This window comes from Halorhabdus sp. BNX81 (assembly GCF_029229925.1).
Classification (GTDB): domain Archaea; phylum Halobacteriota; class Halobacteria; order Halobacteriales; family Haloarculaceae; genus Halorhabdus.
Genome location: NZ_CP107254.1, coordinates 655,184 through 674,878 on the forward strand (window position 1 = coordinate 655,184; position 19,695 = coordinate 674,878).

The following is a 19,695-nucleotide window of genomic DNA, read 5'->3' on the forward strand; positions in this document are numbered from 1 at the left end:
CACGGACGGTGGGTCAGTCGCCGTCCCCGAAACCCACCGCGTCGGCATCTTCCCGTACCCGACGCGTTGCGTCGTCGATGTCGAATTCCCGGACTAGCTCGCCGTCTCGAAGCAGTGGCTCGAACAACGATTCGGCGTCGGTCGGTCCCGGCCGGCCGGCGAGGCCGACCTCGTGGCCCCCATCGGGCGTCCGATAGACGGCCTTCTTCCCCGAGAGCTTGCCCCGCTTGGCGACCGGCTCGCCGTCGATCGTGACGATGTCCAGCGCGAAATCCTTCGGATCTGCGTTGGAGACGTACCCGCCGACGCCGAACCCGTCGGCAACGTCTCGGAGTGCTCGAAGGGTTGTGGGATCGAGCCCGCCGCTGAGGAAGATGCCAACGTCGTCGTGTCCGCGGGCGTCGAGCTCCCACCGGACTTCCTGGACGATCCGCCGGAAGTCCCCGCGGCGTGAACTCGTGGTGTCCAGCCGGATGCTGTCGAGGTCGGGAACGGCTTCGACGGCCCGGATCGCCTCCTCGACTTCGTCGCTGTAGGTGTCACACAGCGCGACCCGCGGGACGTCGGGGCCAACAGCTTCGTCGAAGGCCCGCCAGGCGTCCTCCTGGTTGCCCCGGCCAAAGCAGATCACCAGCGCGTGGGGCATCGTCCCGCCGGCCTCGTAGTCGATGACTTCGCCGGCGGCGACGTTGGAGATACCGTCGAGCCCCCCGAGTAGTGCGCTGCGTTCGACCATCGCGCCCAGCGACGGGTGGACGTGCCGGGACCCGAAGCTCAACACTGTCGAGTCGGGAGCGGCCCGGCGAGCACGGAGTGCGTGTGTCGCGATCCCGGTGGGGTGGGAGAGAAACCCAAGCAGTGACGTTTCCAGGCGAGCGAACTCCCGATACCGGCCTTCGATCCGCATTACCGGCCCGTGATCGAACAGTTGCCCTTCAGGAAGCGCGTCGACGTCGATGGGGTGTCCTTCCAGCAGGTGGGCGGCGTCTTTCAGCCCGGCGAGGACGGCAAACTCGCCGGTCGGGAACTGGTCGGCCGAGACCTCCGCGACGACCGACGGATTCTTCCCGGCGTGTTCGAGCGCTTCCATCGTCCGATCGAAGTAGGCGTCGGTCGCCCGTCCCGCACTGATCGCCTCGGGGCCGACGATGTCGAACGGCGTCTTCTCGGTCATCCTGCCCGTCGATTCTCGTCGCGTACAAAAAACCTCCCGGGTCGCCGCGTCGCGCTCGTGTTACCGCCGGCGGAGTGCCAGCAGTGCGACGGCGAGAAGACCGATCAGCGCACCCGTGGCGACGAATCCGGGGCCGTTCGTCGTCGTCGTGTCGGTTGGCTCGTCGGTGTCCGTCACCCCATCGGTGGTCTCGTCGTCCGTCGCCGTCTCGTCGGTAGACTCCGTGGTCTCGGTCTCGCTGTCGCCTGTGGCCGTCCCGTCGTCGGTCGCCGTTTCCGTCGGCTCTTGGACGTCCGGCGCCATCGCGTGCACTGCTGAGAGTTCCCCGACACTCGGCGCGTTGACGATCGTGAACGTGTCGCCGTCCCGATTCAGGTAGAACGCGTCGTTGAACTCCTGGTCGTCGGGAATATGGTAGACGTTCTCGTGACCGTCGACGGATTCAGCGCCGTGGAACGCAAGGAGTTGCTCGTAGCCCTCCTGGAACTGTCCGGCGTCCGCCGGCGAGTCCCAGAGCATCTTGTAGACGTAGCCAGTCTCGTTGGTCGCACTCGACTCGTCGGTCACGTATGGCATGAGTTTGTCGCCGTCCCAGCCCGCCGTGTAGGTGTGATTGTAGTCGTACGGGTCGAACTCGTCGACGCCGCCGCCAACCTGGTTGATGTGGCTATTGTAGGGGATGATCCGATTCGAGAGCGATTCGTAGCTCGGATACCAAAGCGCCACAAACAGCCCTGCCTCACCGAAGGAGGCGTGGTTGATACTCCCGTTGATCGCAAGCGGCCGCCAGCGGTCGTCGCTGGTGTCCTCGATCGACACCGGTGTCGGCTCGTCCTCGCCGTATTTCTCGGGGTGGATCGTCTGCTCGGTCGAGTTTGGTGGGCTCTCGTAGACCGCGTTCACCGCGTCCCAGCCGTCCGATTCGTGGATGTCCCGCACGAACGACGGGCCATCACTGTAGGGCTGGAGCGTGATCTGGAGGAGACCGATGTGGATGTCGGCGGTTGACCCGCCCTGTGATCCCTCGGGCATGATACAGTCGCCTTGCCATTCACCCTCACACCGTTCCTGGTAGAGGTAATCGACGTAGTTGCCGTCGCCTTCGATGATCCCGTCTTTCGCGTTGTGGAGCTCCTGGGTCGACTGGTTGAACGACGAGATGTTGAACCGCTGGTCCTGGAGGGCGTGAAACAGCTCCTGGGCGAGGGTGATCTCGTTCATCTTCGGCGTCGACGTGTTCTCCGAGACAATCTTGATCTCGCCGGCTGACGGGTCGTAGAACCCGCCCACGCTCCCGGCCTGATTCTGCCCTTGGACGCCGATCGCGTCGGTCGACTCGTTGACCATCAACAGCGCCTCGTACTTGACGTTCTGGTGGAGACGGGTCGCGGTGGTCACGTTCGCCGTCTGATTTTCGACCCGCTCGCTGAACTGCTCACGGGAGATCACTTCGACCGGCGGGGCCTCCTCGAACTCCAGGCGACGGATCTCCTCGACGCGTGCCATCCCGCGGGCGACCACCGCGTCGAGTTCAGAGTCGTTCAGCCCATCGTCGGGCGTGACGGCAATCGATTCGTTGTACCAGTAGCCGTTCTCCCACCCGAGGACGTCCGACTCGGGATCGGGCGGATGCTGGTCGGCGAGCGTGGCATCGTCCGTCGTCTTCGAGAGGTGCGTGGTGTTCGGAGGGCTGTCCGTCTGGGCGGTGGCGGCTGCGTTCGGGGACCCGGCCGCCGCGGCGACTGGCACGCCGGCCAGTGCGACCGCGAGGACCACGGCGATAATCCGTGTTCGGTGGACCATACCCCGTCTGGGGGCGAGTCGGTTAAAAATTCTCGGTGCCGATGGTCGCCTGACCAGCCCCAGGCGGAATTTCCACCCAGCTTGGCTCGTGTCAGTCTGGACGGGTAGCCATCGAGATGAGCGCGACGAGCGCGAGGACTGCCGCCCCGAAGGTAAATCCGGGGCCCGAGGCCGTCGTCGTCTCGGTCGACTGTTCGTCGGTCACGTTCCGGTTCTCGGTGGCTTCCGACTCGTCTCCGGTCTCGTCACCGCTCTCTGTCGGGGTATCCGGCTCCTCGATTGCTGTCTCAGTATCCGTGGTCGTGTCGTCTGTCGTCTCATCGGATTCTGTCGTCGATTCGTCCGCTTCTGTCGTCTCGCCTGCGGGCGTCGACTCTTCGGTTTCAGATGTCGTCTCTTCCGCTTCGGGGGCTGCTCCCTCCCGGACGGCCGAAAGTTCCTCGACGTTCGGTGCGTTGACGATCGTGAACCGATCGCCGGTCCGATTCAGGTAGAAGGCGTCACTGTACCCACTTTCGTTGGGGATCCGATATGTGTCGTTGCGTCCATCGACGGACTCCGCGCCGTGGACTGTGAGGAGGCGTTCGTATCCTTCCTGGAACTCTTGGGCGTCTTCCGGCGAGTCCCAGACCGTCTTGTAGACGTAGCCGGTCTCGTTGGTCCCACTTGAGTCGTCGGGTACGTACGGGATCAGTTTGTCACCATCCCAGCCCGCCGTGTACGTGTGGTTGTAGTTGTACCGATCGAAGTCCTGGATCTCGCCATCCGGCCCGTAATTCATGTGGTTCCGCAACGGGATGATCGAGACGGCTCCCTGGGTTTGCATCGCCGGGTACCACAGCGTCACGTACAGCCCGGCCTCGCCGACGGACGCGTAATTTGGGCCACTCTCAACCGAAAGCGGCCGCCACTCCTCGGCACTTCGATCCGGCACAGTGACATTCGCGGGTGTATCCCTGGGGTACTTTTCGGGGTGAATCGTCTGCTCGGTCGAGGCCGGCACTTCGTCGTAGACCGCGTTCACTGCCTCCCAGCCGCCCTCCTCACGGAGGTCTTGGACGAACGGCGGGCCATCGATATAGGGCTGTAAATATATCTGTAAGAGCCCATAGTGAAAGTCGGGCGTCGAGGTCGATTCTGCAGTGTTCGGCATGAGACAGCTGCCGGCCCACTCGTTCTGACAGCGCTGCTGGTAGAGCCGGTCGACGTAGTTGCCATCTCCTTCGACGATACCATCCTTGGCGTTGTGCGCTTCCCGTGTCGTGTGGTTGAATATTGCCTGCCCGAATTGCTGATGCTGGAGCGCGTGATAGAGCTCCTGGGAGAGGGTGATCTCGTTCATCTTCGGTGTCGAGGTGTTCTCCGAGACGATCCTGATTTGTTCCGACACGGGGTCGTAGAATCCGCCGATGCTACTGCCCTGATTGTCGGCCTCTACCGCCACTGCATCAGTCGACTCGTTGACCATCAACAGGGCTTCGTACGTGACGTTCATCCGCAATCGCTGCGCATCGGTCTTCGTCTCCGTACTGTTGTCGACAGTCGCTTCGAATTCCTCTCGACCGATGACCTCGACAGGGACGGTCTCCTCGAATTCGAGGCGTCGGATCTGCTCGACGCGGGCCATACTCCGGTTCACAACCGCCCCGAGTTCGGACTCGTTCAGCCCGTCCTCGGGCGTGACGGCAATCGTCTCGTTGTACCAGTAGCCGTTCTCCCACCCGAGGACGTCTGCTGCAGGGTCCGACGGGTGGGTCTCGTTCGGTTCCGTTTCGTTCTCGCTTGCCTGGGGTACGTCGCCGACTGTGAGTGAGTCACTCGTCGTCGGGGTCGGTGCGTCGGTCGCTGCCGCCGTCGCGACCGTCACCGGCTGGAGGGCCAATGCGATCACTACGACAGCGGCCATGAGTTTGGTGCGGGAAACCATGCGATCGACGATCGATCCCCCGTATACTGATAACCAGTTGCTGAACTACAGAATCTGAAGTCGACTCCGTCCCGTGAAAAGCGGGATCAGCCAATCGATCCGCCAGACCGAACTTCCAGCCGGCCTGGTGAGGTATTCACCGAACTCGATACTGATAAAATAGTGGTGGCCCGGATCAGCGACGGCGAGAGACGACCAAAACGAACCCGACGAGCGCGAGGATTGCCGCCCCGAGCGTGAACCCGGGACCGGAGGCTGTCGTCGTTTCGGTCGACTGCCGGTCGGTTCCGTCCTGGCTTTCGGTCGTCGAATCGTCCGTCTCGGCCGCCGTGTCAATTTCGGCAGTAGAGACGTCTGTCCCGGTCGCTTCGTCAGTGTCCGTCGTCGAATCGTCCGTTTCGGTCGATCCGTCTGTCTCGGTCGTCTCCTCGATTTCAGGAGCGGACCCCTCCCGGACCGCCGAGAGTTCCTCGACGCTCGGCGCGTTGACGATCGTGAACGTGTCACCGGTCCGATTCAGGTAGAACGCGTCGTTGAACTCCTGGCTGTCGGGGATCCGGTAGACGTTCTCGTAGCCTTCGACGGAGACCGCGTCGTGGAACTCGAGGAGTTGCTCGTACCCGTATTGGAACTCCTCGGCGTCGTCCGGCGAGTCCCAGATCGTCTTGTAGACGTAGCCAGTCTCGTTGGTCGCACTCGACTCGTCGGTCACGTACGGCACGAGTTTGTCGCCGTCCCAGCCGGCCGTGTACCTGTGATCGTAGTTGTATGGATTGAGTTCGCCGGGCCTGTCGTCATTCACGATATTGGTGTACGGGATGATATCGATCGCACCGTTGGTCTCGGAGCCCGGATACCACAGCATCATGTACAACCCTGCCTCGCCGAAGGAGGCGTAGTTGACTGTCCCGTTGATGTCGAGCGGTCGCCACCGGTCGTCGCTACGGTCCTCGATGGACACTGACGTCGGTGCGTCTTTGCCGTACTTCTCCGGGTGGATCGTCTGCTCGGTCGATGCGGGTGGGTTGTCGTAGATCGCGTTCACCGCGCTCCATCCACCCAACTCCTGGATGTCCCGGACGAACGCCGGACCGTCGCTGTAGGGCTGATACGTGAGCATCTGGAGGCCGACGTGGGTGTCGACGTCGGCGTTCGATCCGCTTTGTGATCGCTCGGGCATGATGCAGGTTCCGTTCCACTCGTTCTCACACCGCTTCTGGTAGAGATAATCGACGTAGTTGGCGTCGCCCTCGACGATGCCATGTCTGGCTCTGGTTTCTTCCGTGGTGGTCGGGTTACCTACCGAGGAGAGATTGAACTGCTGATCCTGGAGGGCGTGGAACAGTTCCTGTGAGAGGACGATCTCGTCCATCTTCGGCGTCGTGGCGTTCTCGGAGATGATCTTGATCTCTTCGTCGCCGTAGTATCCGAGCCAGGCGGCCCGGTTCTGCTCCGCATCGCGGATCACATTGGCCGACTCGTTGACCATGAACAACGCCTCAAACATGGTGTTCGCGCGCAAGCGCCGTGCGGTAGTCGCGTTCGACTGGTTCACGACCTGCTCGCTGTGTTCCTCTCGGGAGATCACTTCGACCGGGATCGTCTCCTCGAATTCGAGTTGTCGGACCTGCTCGACGCGGGCCATGCTCCGGGCCACAACCGCGTCGAGTTCCGACTCGTTCAACCCGTCCTCGGGTGTGACGGAAATCGACTCGTTGTACCAGTAGCCGTTCTCCCACCCGAGGACGTCTTTCTCGGGGTCCGGCGGATGCGTCTCGTTCGTTTCTGTCCCGTTCGTCTCCGTTTCGTCGTGTGTCGTCTCGGGGACGTCACCGACTGAGAGTGGGTCACTCGCTGTCGGCGTCGATACGTCGGTCGCTGTCGCCGTCGCGATCGTCACGGGCTGGAGGGCCAGTGCGACGACGACGATAGCCGCCATGATCTTGGTGCGGGAGACCATGCGATCGAACGTCGCACGCCCCCGATATTAAATACAACTGAACAACTACATACTCTGAAAGCTAACAGCGAACGCCGAAGACGGACCGTCTGCACGCCGACGCCCGAACGTCTTTTGCCCGGCCAGCCGTAGGCTGGCACGCCATGAAATTCGATCCGGACACGACCGCTGTCGTCGTCGTGGACATGCAAAACGGCTTCTGTCATCAGGAGGGGAGTCTCTACGCACCGCCGAGCGAAGACGCGGTCGACCCCTGCGTCGAACTGGTCGATCGTGCGGGTGAAATGGGCGCGTCGGTCGTCTACACCCGCGACGTTCACACCGACGAGCAGTTCGAAGACGCCCACTACTACGACGAGTTCGACCGGTGGGGCGAACACGTCCGCGAGGGGACCTGGGACGCCGAACTCGTCGCGAAGCTCAAATCCCGCGACGCCGATCTGATCGTCGAGAAACACACCTACGACGCCTTCCACGAGACCCAACTCGACGGGTGGCTCAGGGCCCACGGGATCGACGACCTGCTGATCTGTGGGACGCTGGCGAACGTCTGCGTCCTCCATACGGCCGCCAGCGCCGGACTCCGGGATTACCGCCCGGTCCTCGTCGAGGACGCCGTGGGCTACCTCGAGGAAGACCATCGAGAGTACGCCCTAGAGCACGCCGACTGGCTGTTCGGCGAGGTAATGGATCGCGAGTCGGTCGAATTCGCCTGATGACCGGGCGTTCCAGCGACTCGATCGTCCGGCGATTCCGGCCCGGCGACGGTCCCGACGTGCAACGGGTCCACCGGGAGGCGCTCCGGGCGGCGGGGACGGATCCCGAAGATGTTCCTGGCAACCAGGATCTCCGGTGGATCGCGGAGACGTACCTCCGGAGCGGGGAGTTCCTGGTCGTCGAGCGCGACGGCCGGGTCGTCGCCTGCGGCGGCCTCCTCGTCGAGGGCGGGACGGCCGAACTCATGCGGATCGCCGTCGATCCCGCCCACCAGCGATCGGGCTACGGGACCGCGATCCTCGATGGGCTAGAGGCGGCTGCCGCCGAACGGGGCTGTGATCGGGTCGTCCTGACGACGGCGGCTCGACAGGCCGCGGCGACGCAGTTCTACGCCGATCGCGGGTACGAGCGACGGGACACCCGCCAGGTTGAGAGCTACGAATTGATCGTCTTCGAGAAGTTTCTATACGCTGTCTGAACGGTGACGGCCGGGAAGCACGAGCAGGCCAGGCAGACGAGAACCGGGCGATTATCGAGTCTCGACCGTCCCGTCCGGACCGACGCGCTCGACGCGATCTTCGCCGCCGAAGGTCGTCGCGACGAACGACGTCTCGACCGTCTCGCCCGGGCCGAGCGTCTTCATCGTGCCGTTCTCGCGCTGGGCGTCCGGATAGGAGTGGCCGGGATGGGACGTCGTCGGTTCGAGGCCGGCCGTGTAGTTGCGCCCCCAGAAGGGCGCGGCCTCCACGCCGCCGAAGGGTTGCCAGTACCACAACGACTCGAAGAGGTCGGCCGGCCAGTGGATACCGAAACCCAGGTCGAGCTCCGGATTGGTGACGGCGTACCATCCCTCCTCGAACCCGCGCAGGTACGCCATGTCGTTGTGCCGGGCGTCAGTCGACGGGAACCTCTCTAGGTCGACCGTCCCCCCGTCAGCAGCCGGTGCCTCGGGCCACTCGAAGGTGGCACCGCTCTCGAGTCGGTTGTACTCGTTGCCGGGGTCGTAGTCCTCGACGTACCCCTTTTCGGCCGGGACGTCGAGGTGGGCCTGTGGCCCGATCAGCGGTTGCCCCAGCGTGAGGTGTTGCTGCCAGGCGTATTCGAGTTCGAACGCCCCCTCGTTGGTGACCGACTCCTGAATCTCGAGGCGGGCGGCGTCGGCCGGTAGCGTCAACTCGCGAGTGATCGAGAAGGGATACTGCCGGAGGTCCGTCGTGAGTTCGAGGGTCACGGCCGTCTCGTCGTCGCGGGCGATCGACGCCTCCCAGGGCACGAGTGCGGTCTCGCCGTGGTGTTCGTAGGTGCCGCCCGGGAACTCGAGCGGCCCGGCCGCGACGGGGAGGTTGACTTGCCACCCGCCCGGGTAGTGTTCGTCCCACGACGGTTCGGCCCCCTGGAGGACGCTCGGGGGCGGCGACCACTCGTGATCGGCGTGCCAGAGTACGTCGACGTCGGTCCGCTTGTCCCTGAACTCCAGGATGTCCCCGCCCTTGCCCTGTAAGACCATCACGCGCAGGTGACGGTTCTCGAGGACCGAGGCGTCGATCCCCCGGTAGGCGTAGTCCGTCGAGATCCGCGGTCGCTTGTTCCAGTCGTCCATGCCGGGACCTCAAGTGCCACGGGCTAAGAACCTGCGAACGTCCCGGGGTCTCTGCGCACCTCGGCTGTCTTACTCCGGGACACTTAGGGTCGCGGGGCATCGATCCGAATCCATGCTCATCAGGAATGCGACGCTCCCTGACGGCCGCCGCCGGGACGTTCGCCTCGACGGTGAACAGATCGCGGCCGTCGGCGAGGGCCTCTCGGGGGAAGACGATACTGAAATCGACGCGACGGGCAAGCGCCTGTTGCCGGGCATGATCGACACACACGTCCATTTCCGACAACCGGGAGCGGGCCACAAGGAGACCTGGGCGACCGGCTCGCGGAGTGCGGCCGCCGGGGGGGTGACGACTGTCGTCGACCAGCCCAATACCGACCCGCCGACTGTCGACGGCGATGCGTTCGACCAAAAGGCCGGTCTGGCAGCCGACTCGATCGTCGACTTCGGCCTCAACGGTGGCGTCTCGCCGCGGTGGGATCCCGACTCGCTGCTTGACCGCCCACTCTTCGCCCTCGGCGAGGTGTTCCTGGCGGACTCCACCGGCGACATGGGGATCGACGAGCGACGCTTCCGGGAGGCGCTCGCGGCTGCCGCCGAGGCTGACGTGACCGTTACCGTCCACGCCGAAGACGAGAGCCGGTTCAATCTAGGCGCGCGCGACCGGACCGACGCCGACGCCTGGTCGGCCTATCGATCGGCCAGAGCCGAGATCGACGCCGTCGAGCGCGTTTGTGCGCTCGCCAGCGAGTACGATGTCGACGTTCACATCGCCCACGCGAGCACGCCGGAGGCGATCGACGCCGCCGGCGAGGCCGGCGTGAGTACCGAGGTGACGCCCCATCACCTGTTTCTCTCCCGATCGAATCTCAATGATCTGGGAACGCATGGCCGGATGAACCCGCCCTTACGCCGCGAGAAGCGCCGCGAGCGCGTCTACGACCGCGTTCGAAACGGCCAGGTCGACATCATCGCAACGGATCACGCCCCCCACACTAGCGGGGAGAAGGACGCCGGCATCTGGGACGCCCCGAGCGGCGTTCCGGGTGTCGAGACAGCTCTGCCGCTGTTGCTAGAAGAGGCCCGCCGCGGTCACCTCTCGTACGAACGCGTCCGGGATCTGACGGCCGCGAACCCGGCCGCGCTGTTTGACCTGCCGAGGAAGGGGCGGATCGCCGAGGGATATGACGCCGACCTCGTACTCGTCGATCCCGAGGCCACCCGGGAGATTCGGGCCGACGATCTCCACACGACGTGTGACTGGACGCCCTTCGAGGGCTGGAGCGCTGTCTTCCCGGAGCGCACGATAGTCCGGGGAGCCATCGTTTACGAACGAACCGATGGCGAAGAGAGCTTCCAGGACCAACAAGGTCGAAACGTCCGACTGGAGCGTCCCACAGCGGACACTGACGATGAAATCGAGACGGGAGATCAGGGCGAGGCCACCGAACAGGCGGATACTGCGGGCGAAGCAACTGCGGAAATGCTCCCCGACGAATTGGTCGACAGTGATGACCAATCCCCGGAAGGGGTCGACAGCGCTGAATCAGCGGAATAGACCACCGACGCTACCTGCCTGACGGATCGGCCGACTGCACCGAATCACCATGGACGACCCGCACGGTCACTGCCGCTCGACGGTCTCGCTCAGCACCCCGCGAACGAGTGTCGCTTCCGCCCGTCTGAGGTGTTCGCCGACCGTCCCGCGGGAGACGTCACACGCCTCGGCGATCTCCCGCTGTGTCGCCGTCCGTGGGATCTCATAGTAGCCCAGTTCGAGGCCGGTCCGGAGGATCTCCTGTTGACGATCGGTCAGGCGCTGAGCCGGGTCGTCCTGATCGGCCCGGTACTCCCCCGAGCGTTCAAGCCGGAGGCTCGCTCCCGGCGGATCGGCGTCGAAGATCGCTTGCAGCGCCGACTCCGTGCCAAGCACCGTCACGCGAAGGCCCTCGGGGGTCATCTTGGCCGGCCAGTCGACCGTGATCGCCTCGCGATCGATGACCTCGATCAGGGCCTGCTCGGTGGGATTGGGCTCGTACCGCACCGAGACTAGCGGGGCCTCGCCCTCGCTCACCGAACAGGAGAGCACCCCGGGATACTCGTCGTCGATCGCTTCGAGCCGATCCGAATCGCCCCGGAACTGGGCGACGACAACGACGGTCCCGTCATCGAGGAGATTGATGTATTCGATCGTCTCCTGCGTGGCGACGTGAGCACCGTGCAGCCAGACCTCCCGCGGATCGGCCGATCCACTCCCGCCGTAGTGCTCGTCGTAGTCCTCGGCCTGGGCGGGGTCGTCGGTCGGCGAGATGACGACGGTCGCGTACCGCATGCAACCGGAGAGAATTGCCGCGGGAGATATAATTCCTGTGTGTCAGGTAGGCCTATCGTCGCCAGGAGCCGGGCAGGTCCGATCAGCCACTTTCGAGGGGGTGGTATAGCTCCCCCGTGCATGCTCGGGATAACGCCGAGGGGGCCTCCGGTCCCCATTCTGTCTGATGGTAGCTCAGACCGACGGGCAGACACGAAATAGGAACGCGATAGAAGCGACCGATCTCGCGGTGACATACGCGGACGGAACCCGGGCTGTCCGGGGGATCGACCTCGCCGTCGCGGAGGGCGAGTGTTTCGGATTCCTGGGGCCGAACGGGGCCGGCAAGACCACCGTTATCAAAGCGCTGGTGACGCTGCTTGGAACCACCCGAGGATCGGTGCGGATCAACGGCTTCGACCCGCATGATTCGCCGCGGGCGGTGCGGGCCTCGATCGGGTACATGGCCCAGGAGACCAGCGTCGACGAGACGCTCACCGCCCGGGAAAACCTGGCGTTCGCCTGCGATCTATACGGCGTCTCTCGCGGGGAGCGGGCCGATCGGATCGCGGACGTCCTCGAACTCGTCGGCCTCGAAGCCGACGCCGATCGCCAGGTGGGCACGTTCTCCGGGGGCATGGCGAAACGGCTCGACGTCGCGACCGCGCTGGTCCACGAGCCACCGATCGTCTTCCTCGACGAACCGACGACCGGACTGGACCCGCGCTCCAGAAACCGTCTCTGGGAGCACGTCCGGGCGATCAACGACCGCGGTGTGACCGTCTTTCTCACGACCCAGTATCTCGCGGAGGCCGACGCCCTCTGTGATCGGATTGCGGTCCTCCAGGACGGATCGATCGTCGCGACCGACACGCCAGCCGCACTCAAGGCCGCTATCGGCGGCGACGTCCTCGAGGTCACACTCGCGGACCCGAACGACGAGCGACGGGCCGAGGCCCGCCGGATCGCTCGCGACGTGGGCTTTGACCCGTCGGCTGTCGAGCCGACCGACGACGGGATTTCGGTTACCGCCGACCGCGCGCGATCGGCCGCCCCCGACCTCCTCGTTGCCCTCTCGGAGGCGGGTCTGGCCGTCACCGGGTTCGAGGTCCATTCGCCCACGCTCGATGACGTGTTCCTCTCGCTGACTGGCGAGGACGCCGGCGAGGAGCCGACACAGCAATCCCGGGCGGCCGCCGTCACGCCGGGAGGTGACCGATGAGCGCATCCGCCGACGATGCGAGCGCGGCTGCTGAAGGCCGCCAGCGCGCATCCGGCAACTCAGTTCCCGGTGACGTCTGGATCACGTTCGTCCGCTGGGTCCGCAAGACCGTCCGGAACCCGTATCTCGTGGTCGGCGCGCTGTTCACGCCGGTCCTGTTGCTCGTGTTGTTCACAGAACTGTTCGGCGAGGTGACCGTCGGCCCGCTCCAGTCGGCGCTGGGCGAGGACGTCTCCTATATCACCTACCTCGTCCCGGCGGTCGCGATCCTCTCGGCGATGGACGCGGCGGCGTTTTCGGGGATGGGGCTGGTCGAGGACATCGAGAGCGGGATGTTCGAGAAGACCCTCGTCGCGCCGATCCACCGCAGCGCGATGGTCTTCGGGAAGACGCTCGCGGACGTCCTCCAGATTCTCGTCCAGACGGGACTGATCCTCGTGATCGGGTACGTCGCCCTGTGGATCGATACGGGTGGCGCGCCGGGGCCATACGTCCGGACCGGGTTCGTCGGCGTCCTCGCGATCGGACTGGTCGTCGTGCTCTTCTCACTGTGGTACGCCGCCGTTTCGAACATCGTGGCGCTGGTGACGCGTGACGCGGAATCGACGTCGCTCTGGACAAACGTCCCCCAGTTGCCTCTCCTCTTTGTCTCGACGGCGTTCCTGCCGGCCGACTTCCTGCCCGGGTGGATGGAACTCGTCGCGACGGTCAACCCCGTCACCTACGGCGTCGAGGCCGTCCGGGCGATCGTGCTCGGCCAGGACACCCTCAGCGTCCTCGAGGTATCGGCGTTCGGTGGCCTCTGGAACACGCTCGGCCCGGCGCTCGCGGTTATCATTGGCCTGGATCTCGTTCTCGGCGGCATCGCCGCCGTCTTCTTTCACCGCGCGACGAGTGCGAGCGTCCGGGGCGGGCGGGCCGACGACTGACTGTCCAGTCGGCCGGGCGTCGACTCGGCGCATTCAAATACGTCGTCCATCTCCGCGGCCGTGCGGGAGTCACTCGCCGTCGACGGCGACTTCGAAGGTATGCCCGCACTCGGGGCACTCGGCCTCGTCGTGGCGCAGCGCGACACTTTGATCGCGAACTTCGCGCATGACTTCAGAGATGCGATCTTCGGCTTCGAGTTCCTCGCCGACGCTCAACTCGACGCCTTCGACTTCCAGGAGGAACTTCGCCACTTCCGTGGCTTCGTACATCAGATCGTCGAGTTCGTCGGCGGTGAAGAAGTCGCTCATCGCCCCATAGAGGAAGGTTGCGCCGGCCATCCGGACCTTCTCTTCGAAGGAGGCTCGGGCCTGATTGACCGCCTGGGGCGAGTAGGTATCGGTCATAAAGGGGACGAGTTCGGGCAGGTTCTCGCCGATCTTGGTCATCTCGACGCCGGTCTCGGTCCGGAAGTCGGCACACAGCCGGGCGATCGCCCACTCGCGGGCAGTGATGTAGGTACGTTCCCGGAGGAAATCGTTGGCGCGCTCGTAGGTGCCGCCGTCGATTTTCTGGAAGCGTTCGTACGATCGGACGTCTTCGGGAACGCCGTCGGGTTCGTCCGGGGATTCGTCGTCGGCTTCGTCCGCGTGAGCACGTGACGCCTCTTCCGGGTCAGTCTGTGGTTCCTCCTCCTCTTCCGGATCGGCCCTCGTTGCCGCGTCGGTCGCATCGGGCTGTTGGGCCGTGGTTTCATTTGCGCTCGCCGCGGGGTCGGAATCCTCGTCCGCCGGAGACGACGAGCCGTCGTTTGCGCCTTCCTCGTCTGCGGGCGGTGAGCGGTCGTCCATGCGGTGACGTTCGGCCCCGGTATGAAAAACATGTCGTCGCTGCCCCCCGTTACCTCTTTGGTACGCGTAGCGAGGAACAGAGACTTTTTAGGCGCTACCCCAATGGGAGACATATGAAAATCCTGTTGGGAGTCGGCGGGAGTGAACGCTCCCGACGCGCGCTCGAGGACACCGTCGAGCGGGTACAGGAAACTGGCGAGGCACTCGCGGTGGCGATATTCGACGCCGAGGACGTCGACGCGACGGCGACCGAGGTCGAGTCCGACGTCCGTGAGACTCTCGAATCGGCGGGCGTCGAGGCGGAGATCCACCGCCTGTCGGGACATCCCGCCGGAGAACTAGTCGGGCTCGCCGACGAGGGGGACTTTGACAGGCTGGTGATCGGCGGCGGGACTCGCAGTCCGCTCGGGAAGATTCAGCTCGGGTCGATCGCCGAGTTCGTGATACTCAACGCCGAAACCCCGGTGACACTCATCCGATGAACGACGATCGTTCCTATCCGGCGGAGGTATCCGGGCCGTTTCCGACGCCGCCCCATCGCTTCGTCGACGGGGAAGACCGGGAGATCGTCGTCCGCGTCGCTGACGACGACCGGGAAGCGTTAGTCGCGATGTACGAGGCCTTCGACTCGGAGGACCGGGCCCAGGGGATCCCGCCGGTCGACGAACAGTCGATCCGTCGGTGGCTCGAACGCGTCTTCGAATCCGACTGTCTGAACGCGATCGCCTGGCACGACGACGACCCGGTCGGCCACGCGATGTTAGTCCCGGACGAGGAAGGCGCCCACGAACTCGCAATCTTCGTCCTCGGGACCCATCAGTCCGCGGGCATCGGCACGGAGTTGCTCCAGACCCTGCTTGGCTATGGGAAACGCGAGGGCATCGAGCGCGTCTGGCTGACGGTCGAACGCTGGAACGAACCCGCGATCGGGCTCTACCAGAAAGTCGGCTTCGAAATCAGAAACACCGAGAGTTTCGAACTGGAGATGGCGATCCGGATCGCCGATCCCGGTGACGACTCGTCGGCCGCCGACCCCTAGACGGAGAGGACGGGCTGGCTTGCATACGAGAGGACGTACTCGGCAACTTTTCCGAGCATCGCCCCCGGTTCGTCGATGGCACACTGTCGCGGGATGACGATGAAGTCCGCCTCGATGTCCTCGGCGGCATCAAGGATCACGCTGACTGGATGACGACGTAGCGAACTCGCCGAGTACCCGAAGGCGGTCGACTGCGAGAGCGCGATGTCGTGGCCGTCAGCATGCACCTGTTCCCGGACCGCGCGCATGAACGCCCGATGTTCGTTCGCGACGCTATCGGCTTCGATGTTGCCGTGTTCGAGTCCCGCGGCGACTGCTTCGTCGATCACGTGCAGGACGTGTAATTCGGCCCCGTAGCGGGCTGCGATCGGCAATGCGTGCTCGATCGCCTGCTCCGATCGGTCGGTCCCGTCGACCGGAACCAGCACCGTGTCGATTTCGACGGCCATTACGCCAGCCTGCGAGTGGAGCCATCAAAAAACCCACTGGGCGTCTCGCCGTGCTTGCGCTCCGCCCCGATCGGTCCGCATCGGTCCAAGCCCACCGGGGGTTGCGGGCGGCGGTCGCTGAACCTTTATACGAGCCGACCGTCCCTTTGCTCCATGTACGATACTGTCGTTTTGGCGACTGACGGTTCCGGGAGTGCCGATCGAGCGGTGACGGTCGGCCTCGATCTCGCCCGTCGGTTCGATGCCACGGTCCACGCGCTCTATGTGACTGACGCGGGCGAGGTCACCGCCTCGCCGGCGGCAGTCCGGGACGATCTCGAGGACGCCCTTCGAGCGCACGGTCAGGACGCGCTTGCGCAACTCTCCGGACAGACAGACCAGCCCCTCGTCACGGCTGTCAGGGAAGGCCGACCCGCCGACGAAATCTGTGCCTACGCCGCGGACATCGGGGCCGACGTCGTCGTGACTGGCACGCGCGGCCGTCACGGCGAGCATGCCTTCCTGCTTGGCAGCGTCGCTGAAGCCGTCGTGAGACGCTCGCCCGTCCCCGTGTTGACCGTCCGACAGCTCGAAGGCACCCAAGCTACTGCCGCGACACGACAGGAGGCCTAAGCGTGGACGACTGGCTTATCGACGACGACCGTCTCTCGATCGAGCGCAAGTCGATCCTCCCCGGTGAGGGCTTCTTTCATCCTGACACTGTCGAGGAGGCTGAACGCGAACGTGAGGCGACAGAGACGCTCGCCGACGCCGGGACGGTCGTCATTGCCGACCCCGACGCCGATGGGCTCGCCTGCGTCGCATTGATCCGGGAAGCGGCCGGCGAGGCGGCACTCCTGGAGGCGAGTCCGCACAACCTCGCCCGTGCCTTCGAATGGACCGCCGAGTACCTCGAACCCGGCGCGGACGTCTTCGTCTGTGATCTCTGCCCCGACGACACTGAGGACATCGCAGGGCTGGCCGACATTACAGCCCGCGCTGGGTTCGTCCGGTGGTTCGATCACCACCAGTGGGACGACGACCTCGCCGCCGCCGTCGAAGACGCCGGCGTGGATCTCACTGTCGGCGAGTCCGAGGAGGCGTGTACCGCCGACGTCGCACTGGCCGAACTCGACGCCGACTTCGACGATCGGTTCGTCGATCTGACGGCCGTCACCCGTGATCACGACCTCTGGATCCGCGACGATCCCCGAAGCGACGACCTGGCCGATCTCGCCCACTGGACCGAACCTGCGGAGTACATCGATATCGTCCGCGAGCACGGTGCCGACCTCCCGGCCGAGGCCGAGGAGTTGCTCGCCGAGCGCCGCATCGAGAAGGAAGCCCTAGTCGAGAAGGCCGTCGAGCGCGCCCAGTTGCGGGAGGTCGGCCCCTGGACGGTCGGCGTGACCTACGGCCGGTGCTCACAGAACGAGGTCGCAGAGGCACTCCGCGAGCAGGGGGCCGACGCCGCGGTGATCGTCAAACCAGCCGGCTCGGCGTCGATCCGCGGGACCGACACCTTCGAGCGCGCCCATGAGGTCGCCGCCCAGGTCAACGGCGGCGGCCACCCCAAGGCAGCCGGCTGCAAGCCCGACGTCTACGACGATATGCTGGATTACGCACACCACTGGACGACGAGAGGTGCGGTGGCAAAGCAGGCGATTGTGGACGCGTTCCGGCGGTTAGAGATCGAAGAGTAGTACCGCGAGCAATGCGAGACGCGACCGACGGGAGCGTTTCTGGTGGCGTTTGACGCGCCTTACCCCCACGTCCAGTGGGTGTCGAGTGCGAACCGATAGAGTCCGCTGACGCCGATCGCGACGGCGTTGGCCAGCAAGTACGGGATGGCTGCCCACTCGACCAGGACGAACAGCCCGACGAGCTGGATCGGGATTGCCGTCCCGCGGACGACGTTCGTCTTGAGGAGGCCGTAGAGATACTCGGCGACGCCGGTGTTTTGCATCGTCTGAAACGTCCAGGCGTTGTTGAGGACGTACGAGAGGACGATCGTGAGTTCGATCGCAACCACTGCCCCGATGAGATACTCCAGGTTCCCGAACTCGACGAACACCCAGAGCAACACCATCTGGACGCCGGCCGCGAACGACCCGACGATGAAGAATCGCCGGAGCCGTGTGGCGTAGGGCCCGCTGTGAAGCGCTCTGAGTGTTGATCGTACCATCATCGGTAGCCCAGTGCTTTCAGGCGTGTCTGTAGGTCATCGTCGACTTCTGCGTCCGTCTCCGCGCCCGCTTCGGCCGACCCCGCCGCCCCGCCGCGGATCCTGCTCGCGTGCTCGTCGACGATGTCGGCAAAGTCCTCGACGATCCGTCGTTCCTCGTCGGTCATGTCCGCCGAACGGTCGTCCTGCTGGGTCGGATCCGACGGCCGATGATACAGCTCCGTCGCCCCTGTATCGACGTTCTCGATGTACGTCCACTCCCGATCCCGGACGCTGACGAGCAACTCGCCGTCGTCGAGCGAGCGCGGGATCGGCTGGCTCGTCACCTCTTCGCCGCGGACAGTGATCGAGACGACCGGCTCCTCAGCCGGTGGCTCGCCGTCCAGTAGCGTCGGGACGAGTGAGTGGCCCTCCCACGCCGGATGGGCGTCTACCGAGAGGAGGTCGGCCACCGTCGGCGGGATCGAATCGAGCCCAACCTGCCGGTCGACCCGTCTGGCCGGCGTCCCGGGTACGTCGACGAGCAGCGGAACCCGGATTAGCTCGTCGTAGAGCTTCGGATAGTGGGCGAGATGCCCGTGGTCCTGGAACTCCTCGCCGTGATCGCCGGCCAACATGACCGCGGTCTCATCGGCGACGCCGGCTTCCGAGAGCGTCTCCAGGACCCGACCGACGCTGGCGTCGATCTGCCGGACGGCAGCCTGATAGAGCGTCCGAAGGTCCGCGAGGGTTCGCTCGCCGACTTCCCAGCCCAGCCCGGTCCGGGCGTGGGCGTGGAGCATCCGGTGGGTCCCGAACAGATCGCTCGAGACGTCCCGGATGTACCGCGGAGCCGGGACGTACGGCGTGTGGGCGTCCATGTAGTGAATCCAGAGGAAAAACGGCTCGGACGTGTCTTCGAGGAACGACTGGGCGGCGTGCTCGACGTCGAACATTCGAGAGGTGTCCAGAAATGGCCGGGCGTCGGTTTCCCGCCGGAGCCAGGAACCGATCCGCCGGAGCGGGGAGGCCGCGAACTGGAGCCACGCCTCGACCGTCGGATGGGTCGCCAGGTACCGGCTGTAGATGCTCGAACCGACGCTGGCAACGAAGGGTTCGAACTCGTCGAACCCCTCGTCGTAGCCCCACTGGGACGTGAGAAAGCCGTTGGCGGCGTTGAACCCGGCCGTCGCGACGCCCGCCTCGGAGAGCACCGACGCGAGCGACGGTGAGTCGGCGATTCCGACCCGATCCGAATCGGCGAAAACTGGCCGGGACGCGAGCATCGACGGGAACGAGAACGGCGTCCAGTTGCCGTTTGCGAAGGCGTGCTCGAAGACGGTCCCGCGCTCGGCGATCCCGTCCATCACCGGCGTGTGTTGGCCCCCGTCGTACGCCCCGAGTGCGTCCGCTCGGAGCGAGTCGACCGTGATCAACACGACGTTTGACGGCTCCCCGGTGGCTTCCATTTGTCTATCGTGGCCTCCGTCGGTCCGCCGGCGATCAACTCGTCTCAGAGCTAGCTGCCAGCGCGGATCCCCTGCCGTTCGCACTCGCGTCGTCGCTGCGTTT

Annotated in this window: 19 protein-coding genes; 9 read left to right on the plus strand and 10 right to left on the minus strand. The window is 65.0% G+C overall.

Annotated elements, in window-relative coordinates; all coding sequences use genetic code 11:
• Window positions 1–13: 13 nt before the first annotated feature.
• The 4 genes from HBNXHr_RS03130 to HBNXHr_RS03145 all read right to left on the minus strand — a co-directional run bounded on the left by HBNXHr_RS03130 (window position 14) and on the right by HBNXHr_RS03145 (window position 6,864).
• Window positions 14–1,174 carry a nicotinate phosphoribosyltransferase gene (locus tag HBNXHr_RS03130; RefSeq protein ID WP_275883139.1) on the minus strand — a complete coding sequence of 387 codons (1,161 nt, stop codon included), beginning with the start codon at window positions 1,172–1,174 and terminating at the stop codon, window positions 14–16.
• 60 nt (window positions 1,175–1,234) lie between these two features.
• Window positions 1,235–2,977, minus strand: a complete 1,743-nt coding sequence (locus HBNXHr_RS03135; protein WP_275883140.1) for an Hvo_1808 family surface protein — start codon at window positions 2,975–2,977, stop codon at window positions 1,235–1,237.
• Window positions 2,978–3,068: 91 nt separating this feature from the next.
• The gene (locus tag HBNXHr_RS03140) at window positions 3,069–4,904 is read right to left on the minus strand and encodes an Hvo_1808 family surface protein (RefSeq protein WP_275883141.1); all 1,836 of its coding nucleotides are present in this window, start codon (window positions 4,902–4,904) and stop codon (window positions 3,069–3,071) included.
• A gap of 175 nt (window positions 4,905–5,079) precedes the next feature.
• Entirely contained in the window at window positions 5,080–6,864 is a 1,785-nt protein-coding gene (locus HBNXHr_RS03145) for an Hvo_1808 family surface protein (RefSeq protein WP_275883142.1), read from the minus strand.
• Between the two features lie 143 nt (window positions 6,865–7,007).
• Between HBNXHr_RS03145 and HBNXHr_RS03150 the strand changes: the two genes are divergently transcribed.
• Together HBNXHr_RS03150 and HBNXHr_RS03155 are read left to right on the plus strand one after the other, a co-directional pair.
• A complete protein-coding gene (locus tag HBNXHr_RS03150; RefSeq protein WP_275883143.1) occupies window positions 7,008–7,580 on the plus strand; it encodes a cysteine hydrolase in 573 nt (190 codons plus the stop codon).
• Entirely contained in the window at window positions 7,580–8,059 is a 480-nt protein-coding gene (locus HBNXHr_RS03155) for a GNAT family N-acetyltransferase (RefSeq protein ID WP_275883144.1), read from the plus strand. The genes HBNXHr_RS03150 and HBNXHr_RS03155 overlap by 1 nt, the downstream gene beginning before the upstream one ends.
• Window positions 8,060–8,110: 51 nt before the next feature.
• Here the strand turns inward: HBNXHr_RS03155 and HBNXHr_RS03160 are convergent, their stop codons facing one another.
• Window positions 8,111–9,181 carry an aldose 1-epimerase gene (locus tag HBNXHr_RS03160; RefSeq protein ID WP_275883145.1) on the minus strand — a complete coding sequence of 357 codons (1,071 nt, stop codon included), beginning with the start codon at window positions 9,179–9,181 and terminating at the stop codon, window positions 8,111–8,113.
• Between the two features lie 112 nt (window positions 9,182–9,293).
• Between HBNXHr_RS03160 and HBNXHr_RS03165 the strand changes: the two genes are divergently transcribed.
• Window positions 9,294–10,739: a dihydroorotase gene (locus HBNXHr_RS03165; protein ID WP_275883146.1), complete on the plus strand. Its 1,446-nt coding sequence runs from the start codon at window positions 9,294–9,296 to the stop codon at window positions 10,737–10,739.
• 66 nt (window positions 10,740–10,805) lie between these two features.
• Here the strand turns inward: HBNXHr_RS03165 and HBNXHr_RS03170 are convergent, their stop codons facing one another.
• On the minus strand, window positions 10,806–11,513 hold the full coding sequence (locus HBNXHr_RS03170; RefSeq protein WP_275883147.1) for a helix-turn-helix domain-containing protein: 708 nt from the start codon (window positions 11,511–11,513) through the stop codon (window positions 10,806–10,808).
• A 166-nt stretch (window positions 11,514–11,679) separates the two neighbouring features.
• Between HBNXHr_RS03170 and HBNXHr_RS03175 the strand changes: the two genes are divergently transcribed.
• Together HBNXHr_RS03175 and HBNXHr_RS03180 are read left to right on the plus strand one after the other, a co-directional pair.
• Entirely contained in the window at window positions 11,680–12,714 is a 1,035-nt protein-coding gene (locus HBNXHr_RS03175; protein ID WP_275883148.1) for an ATP-binding cassette domain-containing protein, read from the plus strand.
• The gene (locus HBNXHr_RS03180) at window positions 12,711–13,643 is read left to right on the plus strand and encodes an ABC transporter permease (protein WP_275883149.1); all 933 of its coding nucleotides are present in this window, start codon (window positions 12,711–12,713) and stop codon (window positions 13,641–13,643) included. The genes HBNXHr_RS03175 and HBNXHr_RS03180 overlap by 4 nt, the downstream gene beginning before the upstream one ends.
• 69 nt (window positions 13,644–13,712) lie before the next feature.
• Here HBNXHr_RS03180 and HBNXHr_RS03185 read toward each other — a convergent pair whose 3' ends face one another.
• Window positions 13,713–14,492 (minus strand): DUF5806 family protein, encoded by a 780-nt coding sequence (locus HBNXHr_RS03185; protein WP_275883150.1) that lies wholly within the window; start codon window positions 14,490–14,492, stop codon window positions 13,713–13,715.
• A gap of 113 nt (window positions 14,493–14,605) precedes the next feature.
• Here HBNXHr_RS03185 and HBNXHr_RS03190 point away from each other — a divergent pair, with 113 nt between their 5' ends.
• Both HBNXHr_RS03190 and HBNXHr_RS03195 read left to right on the plus strand, forming a co-directional pair.
• Complete coding sequence (locus HBNXHr_RS03190) at window positions 14,606–14,974, plus strand: universal stress protein (RefSeq protein WP_275739414.1); 369 nt, start codon at window positions 14,606–14,608, stop codon at window positions 14,972–14,974.
• Complete coding sequence (locus HBNXHr_RS03195) at window positions 14,971–15,531, plus strand: GNAT family N-acetyltransferase (RefSeq protein ID WP_275883151.1); 561 nt, start codon at window positions 14,971–14,973, stop codon at window positions 15,529–15,531. The genes HBNXHr_RS03190 and HBNXHr_RS03195 overlap by 4 nt, the downstream gene beginning before the upstream one ends.
• Here the strand turns inward: HBNXHr_RS03195 and HBNXHr_RS03200 are convergent.
• Complete coding sequence (locus HBNXHr_RS03200; protein ID WP_275739418.1) at window positions 15,528–15,980, minus strand: universal stress protein; 453 nt, start codon at window positions 15,978–15,980, stop codon at window positions 15,528–15,530. The genes HBNXHr_RS03195 and HBNXHr_RS03200 overlap by 4 nt on opposite strands.
• A 153-nt stretch (window positions 15,981–16,133) precedes the next feature.
• On the opposite strand from HBNXHr_RS03200, the gene HBNXHr_RS03205 reads away from it, so the two are divergent.
• Both HBNXHr_RS03205 and HBNXHr_RS03210 read left to right on the plus strand, forming a co-directional pair.
• The gene (locus tag HBNXHr_RS03205) at window positions 16,134–16,592 is read left to right on the plus strand and encodes a universal stress protein (RefSeq protein ID WP_275739420.1); all 459 of its coding nucleotides are present in this window, start codon (window positions 16,134–16,136) and stop codon (window positions 16,590–16,592) included.
• Between the two features lie 2 nt (window positions 16,593–16,594).
• Window positions 16,595–17,662: a recombinase RecJ gene (locus tag HBNXHr_RS03210; RefSeq protein WP_275883152.1), complete on the plus strand. Its 1,068-nt coding sequence runs from the start codon at window positions 16,595–16,597 to the stop codon at window positions 17,660–17,662.
• A gap of 59 nt (window positions 17,663–17,721) precedes the next feature.
• On the opposite strand, the gene HBNXHr_RS03215 is transcribed toward HBNXHr_RS03210, so the two are convergent.
• Window positions 17,722–18,144, minus strand: coding sequence for a GtrA family protein (locus tag HBNXHr_RS03215; RefSeq protein WP_275883153.1), 423 nt, complete (start codon window positions 18,142–18,144; stop codon window positions 17,722–17,724).
• Window positions 18,144–19,592 (minus strand): sulfatase, encoded by a 1,449-nt coding sequence (locus tag HBNXHr_RS03220; protein ID WP_275883154.1) that lies wholly within the window; start codon window positions 19,590–19,592, stop codon window positions 18,144–18,146. The genes HBNXHr_RS03215 and HBNXHr_RS03220 overlap by 1 nt, the downstream gene beginning before the upstream one ends.
• Window positions 19,593–19,695: the final 103 nt, after the last annotated feature.